The following is an 18,155-nucleotide window of genomic DNA, read 5'->3' as shown; positions in this document are numbered from 1 at the left end:
AAGTGTTCTCTGCAGAAAACGGGCTGGTGCCCTAGAATGCGCGTTCAAGTAAGTTTACGTAAACGTCAATTGACCGCCCATTGTAGGCGGGCCTGCCGCAAATGTGAATCCTGCCGCTACCGCCCGCCCCTTCCTCCCGACGCCATGAATCCTCTCGAAGCGCAACTTGACTACCCGCTGGGCGAGACCCTGCCCGACACCGGCTCCACCATCGAAATCGCGCCCGGCCTGCGCTGGCTGCGCATGGGCCTGCCCTTTGCGCTGAACCACATCAACCTGTGGCTGCTGGAAGACGAGATCGACACCGAAACCGGCCCGGTGCGCGGCTGGACCGTGATCGACTGCGGCATTTCCAGCGACGCCACCCGCGACGCATGGGAACGCATTTTCGCCACCGAGCTGCGCGGCCTGCCCATCATCCGGGTGCTGGTCACCCACTGCCATCCGGACCACGTCGGCCTGGCCGACTGGCTGTGCCGGCGCTGGAATGCGCCGCTGTGGATGAGCACCGGCGAGTTCGGCTTCGCCCGCATGATGGCGGCCTCGCTGCCGGGCGTGGAAGGCACGGCCATGGTGCCGCATTTTGCGCGCCACGGCCTGACCGACCCCGACCTGCTGGAGCAGCTCGGCGCGCGCCGCGCCTACTATGCGCGGCTGGTGCCATCGGTGCCGCAGAGCTATCGCCGGCTGCATGACGGCCAGCTGCTGCAGATCGGCGGCGACGAGTGGCGCGCCATCGCCGGCTTCGGCCATTCGCCGGAGCATATCGCGCTCTACAGCGCGAAGCGCAACATCCTGATTGCCGGCGACATGGTGCTGCCGCGCATTTCCACCAACGTCTCGGTATTCGCCGTGGAGCCTGAATCCAACCCGGTGCAGCAATACCTCGACTCGCTGTCGGCCTATGCCGACCTGCCGGACGACACCCTGGTGCTGCCCTCGCATGGCAAGCCGTTCCGCGGCCTGCATGTGCGCATCGGCCAGTTGCGCGACCACCATGCCGCCAGGCTGGACGAGGTGATGCAGGCATGCAGCGCGCCGCAGTCGGCCAGCGACATCGTGCCAATCATGTTTCCGCGCTCGCTGGACTCGCACCAGATCAGTTTTGCGATGGGCGAGGCGCTGGCGCATCTGCACAAGCTGTGGTTCGACGGCGCCCTGCGCCGCCGGCTGGATGGCGACGGCATCGTGCGCTTCCTGCGGGTATGAAACAGCCGGGCCGGAGCTGCTGACGGCGGGAAATACGACTTCGCGCAAACAACCCGACGTTACCGTTGTGCAGTCGGGTCGCATCTACCTATAGTAAAAAGGTAATGCGACCCGACATCCCTCTTTCCATTCGGTGGCGACTTTTTTTTCGGTAACGGTCACACGACCACACTGACATAAAGTAATCACGCCGAAGAGACTGACTGTCACGCCCCAACATGGAATAGTTTGCCCTAATGAAAGCCTCCATCGAACGAGAAGACTTCAGCGGCCGTCTGCAAATGGCCCTGAGGAACGCGGATTACTCACCCGACAGCCCGACGCAGCTTGCGCGGGAATTCAACATCCGATTCGCCGGAAGGCCTATCACCGTCCATGCTGCGCGCAAGTGGCTGGTGGGTGAGGCCATTCCGACGCAGGAAAAGCTGCGCACGCTTGCGCAATGGCTGGGCGTGCCCGCCGAATGGCTACGGTTTGGCGGCGGCGACGACGCGCAGACCATGGCCGGCGGCGACCCGGCATCGCGCTTCGACTCGGCCGACGTCAAGCTGATTGCGGATCTGCAGCGGCTCGACGAGCATTACCAGGTGATTGCCCGCGAAATGATAAGGATGCTGGTCCGGATCAACCGCCAGAAGTAGTTTCTGCAGTTTGGTCCAGAAGGAATGGACGTGCGACCGCACTGCATGCAGTGCCCAATTGATTGGGCACGCCACTGCCGGCCGCATTTCTAGTCCCTGAGGCTGTGCAGATAGCGCAATCCCGCGATCGCCCGGCTGCCATACCAGGACATCATCTCGCCATCCACCAGCCGCGCCGGCTTGCCGGTCTGGCGCTCGATCGCATCCACATGCGCCTCGGTAAAGCGGTAGGGCTCGGACGACAGCAGTATCTCGTCGATGCCATCGACCAGCGCGTCCGACCAGGCAAACACCGGATAACGCCTGTCATTACCCACCGCCTGCCATTGCCGCATGCCGGCCAGTTCCAGCATGCGGGCGATATAGGTATCGCGCGACAACGTCATCCACGGATCCTGCCAGATGCAATACAGCACCTGGCGCACTGGCTGCGCCGGGCATGCCGCCAGCGCGGCATATTCCTGCTCGAATTCGGCGCACAGGCGCTCGGCTGCCTGCCCCGCATGGAAAATGCCGCCCAGCAGCCGGTACAAGGCAAGGTTGTCGCGCGGCGCCAGCGGATGGGTGACGATCACATGCGGGATAAATGCTGCCAGCGCGTCCACGGTGGGCTTTTCGTTTTCATCGATGTTGACCACCAGGTGCGTCGGCGCCAGGCGGCGTATCTTTTCGATGTTCACATCCTTGGTGCCGCCCACCTTGGGTATCGCGCCCACGGTGTCGGCAGGATGGACGCAGAAGCCGGTTCGCCCGACCATCCAGCCGGCCAGCCCGAGATCGCATAACAGCTCGGTCACCGAGGGCACCAGCGACACGATGCGCGGCGCGGCGCCCGGCTCCACCGGAGCATGGCTTGCGCCAATGGCGTCGATCAGATTCATGCCCCCTCCTCCTTCTGCCGCGCCTTGCGCGGCGCCCGTGAAAATGCCAGATCGTACAGCCAGTTCGGCAGCAACCGCAGCAGCCTTGCCACCATCCCCATCTGCCAGGGAATCACGCGATAGCTCACGCCGGCGGCGACCGCATCCGCGGCGCGGGCGGCAAAGCGTTCGGTCGGCATCAGGAAGGGCATGGGATAGGCATTGGAGCGTGTCATGGGCGTGTCGATATAGCCTGGCGCGATGGTAACGACCTTGATGCCATGCCGCCGCATCTCCAGCCGCAGCGATTCGCAATAGCTGATCACAGCGGCCTTGGAAGCGCTGTAGGCGGCAGCGCCCGGCAGGCCGCGTATGCCGGCCACGCTGGCGATCCCCACCAGCCGGCAGCCAGGCCCGCCCGCCTGCGCCTGGCGCTGCATGGCGCCGATGAAGGGCGTAAAGGTGGCGACCATCGCGGTCAGGTTGGTATCCACGATGCGTTCGAAGACGGGCAGGTCTTCGGCCAGCTCGGTCAGCGTGCCGGCCGAGACGCCGGCATTGGCGATGACGATGTCGACGCCGCCGGCGGCCTGCAGGAAATCATGGGCAGCCGCTGCCAGCGCGGCATGCTCGGTCACGTCCAGCGCATATATCCGGTGCGGACCGCCGGGCAGCGAGTTTGCCAGTTCATGCAGCATGTCTGCCCTGCGCGCAACCAGGCCCAGCAGCGCGCCGCGCGTGGCATATTCCCGTGCCAGCGCCATGCCCAAGCCGCTGGAGGCGCCGGTAATGAAGACTCGTTGCATGCTGTTCCTTTGGTCGTTTCGTTGGAAAAGTTGTTTGTGGGAGATAGCGCGGAGTGATAGCTGTTGTTAGGTGCAGCGCTTTTAGGATATGGCCCGGAATGCCGTTGCAGTTGCCGTTGCAGTTGCAGTTGCAGTGAAACCCCGTTGAGCGCGCCGTGTCAGCGGTGCCCGGAGCGGGAAAAGGTGCGGCGTCTGTCTGAGTGTAGCGAAGCGGAGCGAGTTTAGCCGCGCCCCGCTCCGGGCACCGCTGACACGGGAACCCTGCGTCAGCGGGGCGCGATCACCGGGTCGCCTTTTTTTGGTTACTTTTTTTGGCGAAGCAAAAAAGTGACCCGGCCGCCGGGACGGACTCCCGGCTTGTCTCCACGGCAGTGCAGCCGCATTGCGTCACCCGGCAAGGCACGGGCAGCACTGTCGTCGTCGTCTTTGACGTTCCTCGTTACGATGCGAACTGCGAACTTCAAAAGCAACTGCTGCTTCGCAGTGACGTCTTTACGCCGGGTGAAACAAGCCCACTGCACTGTCGTCATGACCAGGCCGGGTGTTCGCCCCGGCAGGCGACCTACTTCTTTTGCTTCGCCAAAAGAAGTAGGCAAGAAAAGGCGACCCGGTGATCGCGCCCCGCTGCGCGGGGTTCCCGTGCCGTCGATGCCTGAAGCGGGGCGCGGCTAAACTCGCTACGCTGCGCTTCGCTCAGACAGACGCCGCACCTTTTCCGCTTCAGGCACCGCCGTCACGGCGCGCTCAACGGGACCTGAACGGCAACAGCCACTTCAAAAGCAACGGCAACGGCAAAACCACTGCAACTGCAACTGCAACTGCAACTGCAACTGCAACTGCAACTGCAACTGCAACTGCAACTGCAACTGCAACGTTTTGGCGCGATACCGCCGAATAAGCTCCGCCCTGCCCAACGGCCCGACCCGATACTCCTTCGCGCTGCGCGAAATGGCACCCGGCCTGCATCGTTCCATTGAAAAAGCCCGCCGTCTTTCGATCAGCGGGCCTGTTCCTCAACAAAAGGACTACTTCTTGGTCGCCTGTTCCTTCGCCGCCTTGTCCACCAGGAAGCTCGCCACCTGCAGCGCTGACTCATGCAGCACATTCTCAGGCTGCCGCCCGCCCATGGCCGCGCCGACGATGGAGGGCGAGGTCATGTAGCGGCCGTCGATGGCCAGCGTGGGCACGCCGTCGATCTTGTAGGCTTCCTGCAGCGCAGCAGCGCGCTTGGCCTTGGTCTGTACGCCGAAGGAGTTGTACACCTCCAGGAACTTGGCCTTGTCCACGCCTTGCGTTGCGATATAGTCGGCAATCGCGGCGTCGCTCTCGAGCGGCTTGCGCTCGGCGTGGATCGCATGGAAAACCTTGGGATGCAGGTCATTCAAACGGCCCATTGCTTCCAGCGTGTAGTACAGCTTCTGCTGCGGCACGAAGGAAGGACGGAAGGCAACGGGCACCCGCTTGAAGGAAATCGCATTGCCCTGCTTCTTCACCCATTCCACCAGCGACGGCTCGAGCGCGAAGCAGTGCGGGCAGGAATACCAGAAGAACTCGGTGACTTCGACCTTGCCGGCCGATTCGGTGGGCTGCGCCTTTTCCAATGTCTTGTAGTCGCTGCCGTTGGCGGGCGCCTGCGGGGACGCATGCGCCGTTGCCGCCATCACTGCCAGGCTGACCGCTGCCAGCATCTGTTTCATCAACTTCATCACCACTCCTTCTGTTTATTTGGGAACGCGAACCACGGCTACATCCACGCCGTTGTCGCTCAACCGGGAACGTACCCGGTTCATGGTTTCCAGATTACCGAACGGACCGAGCCGCACCCGGTACAGGGTGCCGTTGTCGGTCTTGCGCTCGGCGATATTGGCCGACAGGCCCATCAACGCCAGCTTGGCCTTGGCATTCTCGGCATCGTTACGCTCCAGGAATGCGCCAGCCTGCAGATAATAGGTGAATTTGTCGTCGACCGCGCCGCCGCCTTCGCTGGAGCGCTCCACCACCGGCGGCTTGGCGGCCTCGCGCGCCAGCGCGGCACGGGCTTCGGCGCGTTGCCGCGCCTCGGCCCGCTTCTGCTCCTCGCGCTGCGCCTCGGCCTTCTTCGCTTCCAGCTCGGCGTCGACCGCGGCTTCCTCGTCGCTCTTGCGCGGCACATCCTTGGCGGCCTGGCGCGCGGCTTCACGGTTGCCGTACAGCGGCTTGTTCGGGTCGGACGGCCCGGTCGGCGCGGCCGGCGGCGGCGCATTGCTGGTGTTGGGCGCAACGACCCGGTCCGGCCCCCTGTCCTGCGCCTTTTCCTGCTTGCCCAGCTTGTTGACGAAGGGCAGCGGCGTGTTCTTGATGGTGATGGCGACGCCGACCGCAATGGCCAGGCCGATGATGAGACCGATGATCAGGCCCAGCAGCGTGCCGCCGGCCTGCCTGTTGCGTTGATGGATCATGCTTCCTCGATGTTCAGACTTACATCCGGGCCGGCGCCGAGACGCCGATCAGGGCCAGGCCGTTGCGCAGTACCTGGCGGGTGGCGACCAGCAGCGCCAGGCGCGCCATGCGGGTGGGCAGGTCGTCCACCAGCACCCGTTCGGCATTGTAGTAGCTGTGCAGTTCGCCAGCCAGGTCGCGCAGGTAGAACGCCACCTGGTGCGGCCCCAGCTCTTCCATGGCTTTTTGCAGCGCTTCCGGGTATTCGGCCAGCTTCGACAGCAGCGCCGCCTCGCGCGGCGCGGTCAGCGGCGCGAGGTCGACATTGGCGAGGCCCGCCTCGTCGCCGCCCCACTGGCCCAGCACCGAGCAGATGCGGGCATGGGCATACTGCACGTAATAGACCGGGTTCTCGTCCGACTGGGCCAGCGCCAGGTCGACGTCGAACACGAACTCGGTGTCGGCTTTCCGCGAGATCAGGAAGAAGCGCACCGCGTCGCGGCCGCGGGTCAGGTCGCGCGGCGCGCTGTCGACGGCCTCGCCGGCCGACCATTCGATCAGGTCGCGCAGCGTCACATAGGAGCCGGCACGCTTGGAGATCTTGACCTCCTCGCCGTTGCGCATCACGGTCACCATCTTGTGCAGCACGTAGTCCGGATAACCGTCCGGTATGCCGATGCCGACCGCCTGCAGGCCGGCGCGCACGCGGGCGATGGTGCCGTGGTGGTCGCTGCCCTGCACGTTGATGACCTTGTGGAAGCCGCGCTCCCACTTGGTGATGTGGTAGGCCACGTCCGGCACGAAATAGGTGTAGGTGCCGTCGGACTTCTTCATCACCCGGTCCTTGTCGTCGCCGTAGTCGGTGGTGCGCAGCCACAGCGCGCCATCCTGCTCGTAGGTCTTGCCGGCCGCAACCAGCGCCGCCACCGCGCGCTCGACCCGGCCGTCGGTGTAGAGCGAGGACTCCAGGTAGTAGTTGTCGAAGGCCACGCCGAAGGCGTTGAGGTCCAGGTCCTGCTCGCGGCGCAGATAGGCCACCGCGTAGCGGCGGATCGATTCGATGTCCTCGACGTCGCCGCTGGCGCTTGCGTCGCCGATGGTGTCCCTGTTCAGGAAGTCGCGCGCGATGTCGGCGATGTAGTCGCCGTTGTAGGCATTCTCGGGCCAGCCGGCGTCGCCCGGCTTGTGGCCGCGGGCGCGGGCCTGCACCGAGTTGGCCAGCGTGGCGATCTGCACGCCGGCGTCGTTGTAATAGAACTCGCGGGTCACGTCGTAGCCCTGCGAGGCCAGCAGCGCCGACATGGCGTCGCCCAGCGCGCCCTGGCGGCCGTGGCCCACATGCAACGGACCGGTCGGGTTGGCGGACACGAATTCCACCAGCACCCGCTGGCCGGCGCCCTGCCCGCTCTGGCCATAAGCCTCGGCCTGGCGCATGATTTCCGTCACCACCGCCTGCTTCGAGGCGGCCGACAACCGCAGGTTGATGAAGCCGGGGCCGGCGATCTCGACCGCGTCCACCAGGCCCGTGCGAGCCGGGTCGGCCAGCACGGCCGCCGCCAGCGCCTGCGCCAGTTCGCGCGGATTCTTCTTCATCGGCTTGGCCAGTTGCAGTGCGATATTGCAGGCCACGTCGCCATGCGACGGGTCGCGCGGGCGCTCCAGCACGACATTCGGTTGCAGTCCGGTTCCGGCCACCAGCGGCGTCAGGGCGTTCTGGAACAGGGAAATGATCTGGTGTTTTTGGGAGGCTAGCATGGGACTCGGTTGGCGCGGGCGCATGCCCGCGGATGGCTCAAAACGCCTGATTATACTGGCTCGGGCAGCCTCAACTGTCGCGCAGGGCCGATGCAGGGGCGTAATTCCGGAGGAATTCGCGCAGCCGGAATGCCTCCGGCAGCCAGGCGGCGTCCGACAGCCTGCCATGGTCCAGCCAGACATAGGTTTCGGCAACAAGCACCGAACCGTCGGCCAGCCTGACCGGCAGCGCCTCGCGCCGGTACTCGGCGCCCTCGAAGAGATCGAGCCGGGCCAGGTCGTCCGGCCCGACATCGCGGTAGAGCAGGCCCACCACCTCCTGCCCGGACGCGGCGACGATGCCGGGATAGGCCACGCCCGGCACCGCAAAGCGGCGGTAACCCGCCAGCACGGCCGGCTCGGAGGGATAGCGGCCACTGACCAGCGGCTGCCACACTTCGGCAAACATCAGGGACCCGTAGGTAAAGACATTGGCGCTCACGCTGCTTCCTCTCTGGCTGGAGATGCAGGTCGCATGATAGCCGCTGTCGGCGGGTTGTTGCGGGGTCGTTGCGGGTGCAAGGATCGGCGCTCAGTCCGCTCCCGGCTCGAAGTCCGGCTCGAAGAAGCACCATTTCACCGTCGGCCAGCGCTGCTGTATGGTTTCCTCCACCGTGTTGATGGCCTCCACCAGCGCATGGTCGCTCGGCTGCGCATGCATGCGCGCCTGCACCGCCACCATCAGCTGCGAACCCCATTGCACCGTGATCAGGTGGATCACGCGGTCCACTTCGGGGCGCGCCAGGATATCCGCCTTGATCGCCGCATGCACTTCCGGCGCTGCGGATTCGCCGGTGATCATGCCCTTGACCTCATGGGTGATGAAAACCGCCACCACCATTAGCAGCAGGCCGACCGCGACAGTGCCGCAGGCATCCCATATCGGGTTGCCGGTCACGACCGTCAGCAGCACGGCGATGAAGGCCAGCGACAGGCCGCACAGCGCGGCAATGTCCTCGCCCGCCACCACCAGCAGTTCCGACTGCCGGGTTTCCCGGAACCAGCGGAAGAAGGGCTTGTCGCCGGACGTCTTGCGTATCTCCTTCATCGCGCCATACAGCGAGAAGCTCTCCAGCGCCACCGACACGCCCAGCACGCCAAGGGCGACATACACGTTGCTCAGCGGCTCGGGATGGCGCAGATGCTCGATGCCCTGCATGACCGAAAACGCGCCGCCGAGGAAGAACAGGAGCAGCGCCACCATCATGGCCCAGAAATAGACGACCCGGCCGTAGCCCATCGGATGGGACTCATCGGGCGGCTTCTTCGCTTCCTTCAGCCCCCGCAGCAGGAACAGCTGGTTGGTGCAGTCGGCCAGGGAATGGATGGCTTCGGCCAGCATGGCGCCGGAACCGGTATAGAAGGCTGCGGCGAACTTGGCCGCGGCGATGCCGCCATTGGCACCCAGCGCATAGAAGATGGGCTTGTTCGATGTGTCCTGCGTGGCCATGTGGTGTGCTCGCTGTTCAAAGCGTCACCTTAGCCAGACTGCGGCGCAAACGATATCGATCAACGCAAGCCGCCTTGCCGCTGCGTTTGTCCGGTTGATTGCCATCAACCCAAGCCGCCGCCGGCTGCTGCGCAGGCGGAACTTCGGTTTTCGGCAGCGCCTCTATCCATTGTGGTGATGATAAACATGGCGGTGGCCGCATGGCGCCGCATCTGACAACTGTTCAAAGGAGATTCTGATGAAGAAGCTGATACTTTCCGCCATGTGCGTGGTGGCGCTGAGCGCCTGTAGCGGCATGGATTCGTCGCGCATGGGTTCGTCACGGATGGGCTCGTCGAACATGGGTTCGTCCGGCATGGGCTCGTCCAGCACCGGCGCATCCAGCATGGGCTCCACCGGCAGCTCCGGCATGGAACAGGGCGGCACCGCCGGCGCCAACCGCGCGCAAACCACGTCAGGCGCCTACACCGCGCCCGGCACGTCCACCATGCCAGGCTCGAAAGGAACCGCCGGCACGCCAGCCGATCCGAACTCGGCCCAGCCCACCGGCGGCATGGGCGGCACGGGCATGGGCACCGGCTCGGGCAGCATGAGCCGCTGAGCCAGCCGGCTTCACTGCGGCTTTTCAGCTGTACCTGCGGCTTCGAACGCAAGCAGATAGCGCTTGCGTTCAAGGCCGCCGGCATATCCCGTGAGCCTGCCATCGCTGCCCACGATGCGATGGCACGGAATGATGATGGACAGCGGATTGCGGCCGATTGCACTTCCCACGGCCCGCACCGCCCGCGCCGCGCCGATGGCGCAGGCATGCGACAGGTAACTCGTGGTCGCGCCATACGCCACGTCCGACAGCTGGCGCCACACCGACTGCTGGAACGGCGTGCCCCGCATATCCAGGGGAAGATCGAACTGCCGCAGGCTGCCATTGAAATACGCATCCAGCTGCATTGCCGCCTGCGTCAGATGCGGATGCTCGCCTTCACGCCACCCATGTGCGCCGCGAAAGTGCCGGTGCTCCTCGAAATACAGGCCGCACAGGCCGGCATCGCTTGCCGCCAGCAGCAGCCTGCCCAGCGGGCTTTCATGCATGCGGTAATGAATCATCGCGCTTCTCCTTGTCATTGCACTTCATGCCATAGCAGCAGCGCCGCATAGCCGCGCCAAGGCGCCCAGGCAGCTGCGCGCGCCAGCAGTTGCGCTTCATTCAGACGCCCGCCTTCGATGCCGGACGCCGCCTTCTGCAGGCCGAGGTCGCCGGCCGGGAAGGCATCCGGAAAGCGCAGCCCGCGCAGCGCGATGTATTGCGCAGTCCATTCGCCGATGCCAGGCACGGTCTTCAGGCGCGCCACCACGTCGGCCAGGCTGGTGCCCGGCGCAAAGACCAGCCCGCCGGCGTTGGCGAACTGCGCCAGCGCCGACAGGGTGCGGGCGCGCGCGAGCGGCAGGCCGCAGCCGGCGATGGCTTCCACCGGCACCGCCGCCAGCTCACCGGGCAAGGGGAAATGCAGACAGGTTTCCGGAAACGGCGTATGGGCCGGCCTGCCGAAGCGTTGCGCCAGGCGGCCCGCCAGCGTGGTCGCGCCGGCCACGCTGACCTGCTGTCCCAGCACCGCCCGCACGGCCAGTTCGAAGATATCGAAAGCGCCGGGCACGCGCAGGCCGGGCGCTGCGGCGATCCTCGCTGCGAGCAGGCTGTCGCCTGCCAGTTGCGCTTCGATGGCGGTCGGATTGGCGTCGAGGTCGAACTGGCTGCGCAGCCGCGCCGCCAGCGGCATGAGCCATGGCGCCAGCGAAGCGGCCGTCTGCAGCAGCAACTGGCCGCGCTGCGGCAGATGCGACACCCGCAGCCAGCCCTGACCGCCCTGCAGCTGCACGCTGCGCAGGTAATGCAGTTCGCCGCCCTGCTCGCGCACCGCTTCCACGCCGGGCGTGGCGCGCCGCTGCAGATAGCGCAGCATCTGCTCCCAGGCATAGGGCGGCCGGTAAGCCAGCCGCAGGGTCAGCGCACCGTCCTCGATGCCATCGCCGCCGGCGCGGCGCAATGCCCCCGGCGCCATCCGGTAGCGGCTGACGAACAGCGCATTGAAGCGGCGCACGCTGCGAAAGCCCGCCGCAAACGCCACCTCGGGCATGGGCAGCAGGGTTTCCTGCAGCAGCTTCTTGGCAAACAGCAGGCGCTGGGTCTGGGCCAGCTCGACGGGCGTGACGCCAAAATGGCGCAGCAATACCCGGCGCACCTGGCGCGACGACAGCCCGACCTCGGCCGCCAGCCGTTCCAGCGCGCCGCCTTCATCGTCACCGCCTTCATTCAGTGCGCCGGCGGCAATGCGCTGCCACACCGCATAAGCCAGGTTCTGCTGGACCGCATAGGGCGCAAGTTCAGGCCGGCAGCGCAGGCAGGGACGAAAGCCCGCCGCCTCGGCGGCTGCGGCGCTGGCGAAGAATTCGCAGGAAGCGCGGCGCGGCGGGCGCACCGCGCAGACCGGGCGGCAATAGATACCGGTGGTCCTGACGCCGGTAAAGAAGACGCCGTCGAAGCGGGCGTCGCGCGCGAGCAGCGCGCGGTAGCAGCTGTCGGTGTCGGGCGGATGATCGAAGGTGGTACTCATGCAGCCGATTTATACGCGCCGCGCCAGACAGCGTCTAGCCGTTTTCGGACGCCAGTTTCGTTGCGCCGTTGAAGGGGCGGAAGCGGCGCCTGGGAGCCTGCGCGGCAGAAGGCTTTGATGCGAAACGTGCCAAAACGGCTTTATCGTTTCGCTAAAAACGAGGACAGTTTGGTAGCACCCACAAGCCCAGGGTGGCGCCCTGGGCGCCGACGGTGATGCCGAACCGGACCGTTTTCTCGCACGTTGCGGCCGCCGACCCTTCTGCCGCGCAGGCGCCTATGGCTGCTCGGCAGCCTGCGCGGCTGCCATGGTGGCCAGCGCCGCCGCCTCGGCCACCAGACGGGCTCCGGCCACGGCCGGTGCGCTGCCATCGGCCGCCGCGACCGCCGCCGCCGAAGCGCTGGCCACCGCCGAGATTGCTGCCACCGCGGTTGCTTCCTCCACCGCCGGCGAGGATTCCGGCAGCCGCTGGAAGCCGGCATGCAGGAAGCCGGCAATGGCCTGCTGCGCCGCTTCCAGGTAAGGAATCGTGCAGTGGTCGGAGCCGGCGATGGTCTGGTCCAGCGGCTGCGATGGCAGGCTGGCGACGAACCTGTCGGTATGCGCCGGCGGCACCACGTCGTCCTGCTCGGCCCGCAACACCAGGATGCGGGTCTGCAGCCGGGCGGCGAACTTCACCGATTCGAAGCGATGGCGCAGCATCCATGCCACCGGGATCGTGCGGAAGAAACGCCGGCGCGCCAGCGACACCAGCGAGTCGTATGGCGTGATCAGGGCCAGCGACGCCACCGGCCGCTGCGCCGCTACCTGCACCGCCACGCCCGAACCCAGGCTGCGCCCCACCACCGCCACCCGCCGCGCATCCACCCGGTGATGCGCGGCCAGCCAGTCCCACAGCATCGCGGCATCCTGCATGATGGCTGCCTCGCCCGGCACGCCGCTGGATTCGCCATAGCCGCGGTAATTCATCGCCAGCACCGTCATGCCCGGAAACATGCGGCTGGCGTCGCGCGCCACCCAGCTGACTTCCTCGGACCGTCCGCCGAAATACAGCACGCCGGGATGGCGGCCCGGCGCATGCGGCGTCATCAGCCAGCCGCACAGACGGGTGCCGTCGGCCGCCCGCAGCACCACGCGGCGGGTGCGGTGGCCGGCGCTGCGCGGCCGCTGGACTTCGGGTTCCCGCACGGGATTGAACACCAGGTGGGTCTGGCGGGCGAATACCACCGCCGCGAAGCCGGCCCACAGAAAGCTGGCCACGCCGGCGGCGCCGGCGATGAGCCGGCTGTCGGGCCCGGAAATGCGGCGCGCAGGCGTCACAGCCACCGCATCAGGCAAGGCTGCCATCGCGCCATCGTCGACCGCACCCGGATTTTCCTGCACCTGTGCTGCATTCTGCTCGGCCATCGCGCCCTCCTTGTCTGTTCCCTGTATTAGAGGGAAAAACAGGGCCTGCGGTTCGCCGCTACACGGTCGATTGCATCAAGAGTTTGCCAATATGACAAGCGCCACAATCCAAACAGGACTGGGTTTGACTATCCCGGCGGCCGCTGTGCGAACAGGCCCACTGCGCTACACTCCTTGCTTTCAAAACAAAACGACGATGCCATGCCTCCCGCCACTCGCGCGCCCAGCCTGAAAACCATCCTGCTCTGCACCGGCCTGATCCTCACCCTGGCCATGGGCGTGCGCCACGGCTTCGGCTTCTGGCTGCAGCCGATCTCGCAAGCCAACAACTGGACCCGGGAAACCTATTCGCTGGCCATGGCGCTGCAGAACCTGATGTGGGGCGCGTTCGGGCCGTTCGCCGGCATGGCGGTGGACCGCTGGGGCACGGCCCGCGTCGCGATCTTCGGCGCGCTGCTGTATGCGGCCGGGCTGCTGTGGATGGCCTTCGTCACCCAGCCGGTGTTGTTCGTGGCGGGCTCCGGCCTGCTGATCGGTGGCGCGCTGGCCTGCACCGCTTTTGGCGCAATGAGCGGCATCATCGGCCGCACCGCACCTGAGGAAAAACGCTCTTGGGCTTTCGGCATCTCGGGCGCGGCCAGCTCCTTCGGCCAGTTCGCGCTGATGCCGATCGAGCAGCAGCTGATCGGCGCCATGGGCTGGCAGCATGCCTTCCTGGCGCTTGCCGTGCTGGTGCTGCTGGTGATGATCCCGATGGCGACCTTCCTGCGCGAGCCCAAGCTGGCCCGCTCCGGACCGCAGCAAAGCATGCCGGAAGCGATACGCGAAGCCTTTGGCTACCGGCCCTTCCTGCTGCTGCTGGCCGGCTATTTCGTCTGCGGCTTCCAGCTGGTGTTCATCGGCGTGCACATGCCGGCTTACCTGAAGGACCGCGGCCTGACCGATCCTGGCGTGGCGGTGATGGCACTGGCCCTGATCGGCCTGTTCAACATCTTCGGTTCCTACTGGGCTGGCCGGCTCGGCGGCTGGCTGCCCAAGCGTTACCTGCTGTCGTCCATCTACCTGGCGCGGGCGGCGGCGATAACGCTGTTCCTGCTGCTGCCGCTGACGCCCCTGTCGGTCTATGTGTTCTCGGCGGCGATGGGCGTGCTGTGGCTGTCCACGGTGCCGCTGACCAATGGCGTGATCGCCGGCATCTTCGGCGTGCGCTACCTGTCGATGCTGTCGGGCTTCGTGTTCTTCTCGCACCAGGTCGGCAGCTTTCTCGGCGTCTGGCTGGGCGGCTTTCTCTTTACCCGGCAAGGCAACTACAACACGGTATGGATGATCACCATCGCACTGGGCATCTTCGCCGCGCTGATCAACCTACCGATCGACGAAAAGCCGATCGCCCGCGCGCAGGCGGTGCCTGCCTGAAGGAGCGCAGCATGCAATGGCGCCTGCTCGGATGGATTGCCATTGCGGCGCTATTGGCGCTGGTATTCCTGGCCTACCTGCGGCCAGGATTCCTCGTCGACCTGGCCAACCAGATCCTGCTGTGCATGTAGTGCCTGCTCCTCAACGGCCCGAAGCAATCTCCAGCAGCATGTCCGCCAGCGCCGCCGGCGAAGTCAGCATCGCATCATGGCCGGCGGCGATCTCGCGCCAGCCCCAGTCCGGCTGAGCGCGCAGCCGCTCGCGTAGGCCCGCCAGCGGCGCATACCAGGGATCGGTGACGGCGATATAGGTCCTGGGCAGGCCATTGCCCGGCGGATGCCGCAATGCCAGCGGCTCGGTGTAGGCCTTCAGCGGATGCGGCGTGAGCCGGCGCAGCAGCCATGCAACCTGCTGCGGGTCGGTGACGCCGAACTTGTCCGGCGCCGGGACCGCCATGCGCAGGCCTTCCGGGTCGATCGTTTTGCTGCGCTCGCGCTGCACGGCTTCCGGCAGGATGCCCAGGCCCGACTGGCCGTTCTCCACCACCAGCGCATCCAGGTAGACCAGGTGCGCGACGCGCTCCTTCATGCGCTCTGCAACGCCGCTGATCACCAGCCCGCCAAAGCTGTGCCCGACCAGCACGATGTCGGACAGCTCCTCGCATTCGATCACGGCGCAGGCATCGGCGATGAAGGTGGAAAGACCGGTGCGTTCGTCCAGCAGATGGGCACGCTCGCCCAGTCCGGTCATGGTGGGGGTGTACACCTCGTGGCCGGCGGCGCGCAGCCGCGCCGCCACGTCGCGCCAGCACCAGCCGCCATGCCAGGCGCCGTGTATCAGGACAAAGGTCATGCTGTCTCCTTTTATTGTTGGAGCACAGATGATAGGCCGACCTTGCAATCTGCGCCGCTTCTGACCGCGCGCAGCGCCCGGCCCGGTGCCGCAGTTAGAATAGGGCGATGGACAATCACCCAAGCGACATCGCACTCGCCGACCTGGAACAGGCGATCAATTACTGGCGCAACCTGCGGCCTTCGCGCGGCGAGGAGCGCTCGCTGTCGCCGGAAGTCAACCGGCTGGCCGAAGTCTATGCGCTGATGATCTACGAGCGGCTGCAGAGCCTGCCGCTTGCCCGCATCGGCCCCGACGCGCTGGCCCTGATCGAGGCCTGGCGCGCCAAGCGGGTATAAGGCGGTTCCGGGCCGCCTGGCCTGATGCCGCGGCGGCTAGCGGAATCGTTTCGGATACAGTTGCAGTTGCAGTTGCAGTTGCAGTTGCAGTTGCAGTTGCAGTTGCAGTTGCAGTTGCAGTTGCAGTTGCTTTTGAATTTGCCGTTGCAGTGAAATCCCGTTGAGCGCGCCGTGCCAGCGGTGCCCGGAGCGGGAAAAGGTGCGGCGTCTGTTTGAGTGGAGCGAAGCGGAGCGAGTTTAGCCGCGCCCCGCTCCGGGCACCGCTGGCACGGGCACCCCGCGCAGCGGGGCGCGATCACCGGGTCGCCTTTTTTTGGTTACTTTTTTTGGCGAAGCAAAAAAAGTGACCCGGCCGCCGGGACGGATTCCCGGCTTGTCCCCACGGCAGTGCATCCGTCTTGCGTCACCCGGCAAGGCACGGGCAGCACTGTCGCCTTTGCTTTTGACGTTTGTTGGCAAACTTCAAACTTCAAACTTCAAAAGCAACTGCCGCTTCGCAGTGACGCTTCACGCCGGGTGAAACAACGCCACTGCACTGCCGTCATGACCAGGCCGGGTGTTCGCCCCGGCAGGCGACCTACTTCTTTTGCTTCGCCAAAAGAAGTAGGCAAGAAAAGGCGACCCGGTGATCGCGCCCCGCTGCGCGGGGTCCCCGCGACGGCGACGCCTGAAGCGGGGCGCGGCTAAACTCGCTACGCTGCGCTGCGCTCAGACAGACGCCGCACCTTATCCGCTTCAGGCGTCGCCGTCACGGCGCGCTCAACGGGGTTTCACTGCAACTGCAACGGCCACTTCAAAGGCAACTACAACTGCAACTGCAACTGCAACTGCAACTGCAACTGCAACCGTAGCTGCCCCCCGCCCCTACGACGCCGCCTTCTCCAGATGCCGCGCCTGCCTCTGCGGCGCCGCCTTCTTGCCTTCCGGTTCAGCATGCCGCGTCTTGCCGGCATAGTCGCGTGCCATTGCCATGCGCACTTCCGGTTCCGGCCACCCCTGCAGCACCAGCCAGCGCGTGACCAGGCCTGCCAGCCGGTCCAGCGCGATGCGGTGCGTCGCATCGGTATTGGCATACAGCCAGTCAGACAGCGCCATGAAGCGATCGAACGGCGCCTCGCCCAGCACCATGTTCAGCGTATGCGCAAAGCGGCCCGAATTGGCGACCAGGTCCCAGTAGCGGGCAAAGCGCACCAGGCGCTGCATGGTGGCGAAATCGATGCGGTCGGTGGCCAGGATGGTGTAAGGCGGATGCGGGTCATAGACCATGCCGAAGGCCTCGGTGTGGCGGATGATGGGCGTGCCGCGCAGCCGCTTCAAAATGCCGAACTGGATTTCATGCGGCTTCAATGCCCACAGCTTGTCGAAGCCGCGCGCGAAGCTCTCCAGGTCTTCGCCCGGCAGGCCGGCGATCAGGTCCACATGCAGATGCGCCTCTGAATGCTGGCACAGCCATCGGATGTTCTCGGCTGCCTTCTCGTTGTTCTGGCGCCGGCTCACCAGCGTCTGCACCTCCGGATTGAAGGACTGTATGCCGATCTCGAACTGCAGCGTGCCGGCCGGGAAGCGCAGGATGCTTTCCTTCAGCGCATCCGGCAGATGGTCGGGCACCACTTCGAAGTGGGCATAGACCGGATCATCCGGATAGGCTTCCAGCTTGTCGAGGAAGAACTGCATGATGCGCAGGCTGGTCCTTACATTCAGGTTGAAGGTGCGGTCGACAAACTTGAACAGCCGCGCCCCGCGCACATGCAGGCTTTCCAGCTCGGCCAGGAAGCGCTCCAGCTCGAACGGCCAGGCGGTCTTGTCCAGCGACGACAGGCAGAACTCGCACTTGAACGGGCAGCCGCGCGAGGCTTCCACATAAAGCGTGCGGTGCGCAATGTCCTCGTCGGTATAGAGCGCATAGGGCAGCGCAATGTCCGACATCGGCGGCTGCTCGCCCGCATGCACCTTCATCAATGGCTTGGGCCCATGCAGCACTTCGCGGCACAGGCGTGGAAAGGTGATGTCGCCCCAGCCGGTCACCAGGTAATCGGCCAGCCGCACGATCTCCTGTTCGCCATGTTCATGCGAGACTTCCGGCCCGCCGAGGATGATGACCACCTCGGGTGCGACCCGCTTCAGCAGCGCCACCAGCTTCGTGGTTTCCTCGACATTCCAGATATAGACGCCAAAGCCGATGATGCGCGGCTTGTGCGCCAGCAGCTTTTCCACCAGGTCGGTGGTGCGGGCGCCGATTACGAATTCCTGCAGCGAGGTGATGGACTGCAGCTCGCCCATGTTGGCGAGCAGATAACGCAGGCCCAGCGAAGCGTGGGCGTAGCGTGCGTTGAGGGTGGAAAGCAGTATGGTCAT

17 protein-coding genes are annotated in these 18,155 nt (G+C 65.6%); 5 read left to right on the top strand and 12 right to left on the bottom strand.

Annotation, left to right across the window (positions count from 1 at the left end; genetic code table 11):
• Positions 1–144 precede the first annotated feature (144 nt).
• Both KTQ42_RS16130 and KTQ42_RS16125 read left to right on the top strand, forming a co-directional pair.
• Positions 145–1,209 (top strand): MBL fold metallo-hydrolase, encoded by a 1,065-nt coding sequence (locus KTQ42_RS16130; RefSeq protein ID WP_217346408.1) that lies wholly within the window; start codon positions 145–147, stop codon positions 1,207–1,209.
• Between the two features lie 236 nt (positions 1,210–1,445).
• Positions 1,446–1,850 (top strand): hypothetical protein, encoded by a 405-nt coding sequence (locus KTQ42_RS16125; protein ID WP_194715457.1) that lies wholly within the window; start codon positions 1,446–1,448, stop codon positions 1,848–1,850.
• Positions 1,851–1,939: 89 nt separating this feature from the next.
• On the opposite strand, the gene KTQ42_RS16120 is transcribed toward KTQ42_RS16125, so the two are convergent.
• The 7 genes from KTQ42_RS16120 to KTQ42_RS16090 form a co-directional block, all read right to left on the bottom strand.
• A complete protein-coding gene (locus tag KTQ42_RS16120) occupies positions 1,940–2,731 on the bottom strand; it encodes a helical backbone metal receptor (protein ID WP_217346407.1) in 792 nt (263 codons plus the stop codon).
• Positions 2,728–3,516 carry an SDR family oxidoreductase gene (locus tag KTQ42_RS16115; RefSeq protein WP_217346406.1) on the bottom strand — a complete coding sequence of 263 codons (789 nt, stop codon included), beginning with the start codon at positions 3,514–3,516 and terminating at the stop codon, positions 2,728–2,730. Before KTQ42_RS16115 ends, KTQ42_RS16120 begins: the two co-directional genes overlap by 4 nt.
• A 1,025-nt stretch (positions 3,517–4,541) precedes the next feature.
• On the bottom strand, positions 4,542–5,222 hold the full coding sequence (locus KTQ42_RS16110; RefSeq protein ID WP_217346405.1) for a thiol:disulfide interchange protein DsbA/DsbL: 681 nt from the start codon (positions 5,220–5,222) through the stop codon (positions 4,542–4,544).
• A 15-nt stretch (positions 5,223–5,237) separates the two neighbouring features.
• A complete protein-coding gene (locus tag KTQ42_RS16105; RefSeq protein ID WP_217346404.1) occupies positions 5,238–5,954 on the bottom strand; it encodes an SPOR domain-containing protein in 717 nt (238 codons plus the stop codon).
• A 19-nt stretch (positions 5,955–5,973) separates the two neighbouring features.
• On the bottom strand, positions 5,974–7,689 hold the full coding sequence (argS, locus tag KTQ42_RS16100; RefSeq protein ID WP_217346403.1) for an arginine--tRNA ligase: 1,716 nt from the start codon (positions 7,687–7,689) through the stop codon (positions 5,974–5,976).
• A 70-nt stretch (positions 7,690–7,759) separates the two neighbouring features.
• Positions 7,760–8,170 carry a gamma-glutamylcyclotransferase family protein gene (locus tag KTQ42_RS16095; protein WP_217346402.1) on the bottom strand — a complete coding sequence of 137 codons (411 nt, stop codon included), beginning with the start codon at positions 8,168–8,170 and terminating at the stop codon, positions 7,760–7,762.
• Positions 8,171–8,260: 90 nt separating this feature from the next.
• Positions 8,261–9,178, bottom strand: a complete 918-nt coding sequence (locus tag KTQ42_RS16090; protein ID WP_217346401.1) for a cation diffusion facilitator family transporter — start codon at positions 9,176–9,178, stop codon at positions 8,261–8,263.
• 238 nt (positions 9,179–9,416) lie between these two features.
• On the opposite strand from KTQ42_RS16090, the gene KTQ42_RS16085 reads away from it, so the two are divergent.
• A complete protein-coding gene (locus KTQ42_RS16085; RefSeq protein WP_217346400.1) occupies positions 9,417–9,779 on the top strand; it encodes a hypothetical protein in 363 nt (120 codons plus the stop codon).
• An 11-nt stretch (positions 9,780–9,790) separates the two neighbouring features.
• Here KTQ42_RS16085 and KTQ42_RS16080 read toward each other — a convergent pair whose 3' ends face one another.
• The 3 genes from KTQ42_RS16080 to KTQ42_RS16070 form a co-directional block, all read right to left on the bottom strand.
• The gene (locus KTQ42_RS16080) at positions 9,791–10,282 is read right to left on the bottom strand and encodes a methylated-DNA--[protein]-cysteine S-methyltransferase (protein ID WP_217346399.1); all 492 of its coding nucleotides are present in this window, start codon (positions 10,280–10,282) and stop codon (positions 9,791–9,793) included.
• Between the two features lie 14 nt (positions 10,283–10,296).
• The gene (locus KTQ42_RS16075; protein ID WP_217346398.1) at positions 10,297–11,787 is read right to left on the bottom strand and encodes an AlkA N-terminal domain-containing protein; all 1,491 of its coding nucleotides are present in this window, start codon (positions 11,785–11,787) and stop codon (positions 10,297–10,299) included.
• Between the two features lie 276 nt (positions 11,788–12,063).
• Positions 12,064–13,194, bottom strand: a complete 1,131-nt coding sequence (locus KTQ42_RS16070) for an alpha/beta fold hydrolase (protein ID WP_249222785.1) — start codon at positions 13,192–13,194, stop codon at positions 12,064–12,066.
• Between the two features lie 201 nt (positions 13,195–13,395).
• Here KTQ42_RS16070 and KTQ42_RS16065 point away from each other — a divergent pair, with 201 nt between their 5' ends.
• Complete coding sequence (locus KTQ42_RS16065) at positions 13,396–14,610, top strand: MFS transporter (RefSeq protein WP_217346397.1); 1,215 nt, start codon at positions 13,396–13,398, stop codon at positions 14,608–14,610.
• Between the two features lie 141 nt (positions 14,611–14,751).
• Here KTQ42_RS16065 and KTQ42_RS16060 read toward each other — a convergent pair whose 3' ends face one another.
• Positions 14,752–15,462, bottom strand: coding sequence for an alpha/beta hydrolase (locus KTQ42_RS16060; protein WP_217346396.1), 711 nt, complete (start codon positions 15,460–15,462; stop codon positions 14,752–14,754).
• 107 nt (positions 15,463–15,569) lie between these two features.
• Here KTQ42_RS16060 and KTQ42_RS16055 point away from each other — a divergent pair, with 107 nt between their 5' ends.
• A complete protein-coding gene (locus KTQ42_RS16055; protein WP_217346395.1) occupies positions 15,570–15,800 on the top strand; it encodes a DUF3717 domain-containing protein in 231 nt (76 codons plus the stop codon).
• An 864-nt stretch (positions 15,801–16,664) separates the two neighbouring features.
• Here the strand turns inward: KTQ42_RS16055 and KTQ42_RS16050 are convergent.
• Positions 16,665–18,155, bottom strand: coding sequence for a DUF4080 domain-containing protein (locus KTQ42_RS16050; protein ID WP_217346394.1), 1,491 nt, complete (start codon positions 18,153–18,155; stop codon positions 16,665–16,667).

Source organism: Noviherbaspirillum sp. L7-7A (assembly GCF_019052805.1).
Classification (GTDB): Bacteria; Pseudomonadota; Gammaproteobacteria; order Burkholderiales; family Burkholderiaceae_D; genus Noviherbaspirillum_A.
Note: the sequence above shows the minus strand (reverse complement) of the source record. Positions and strands in the feature narration are given on the sequence as shown.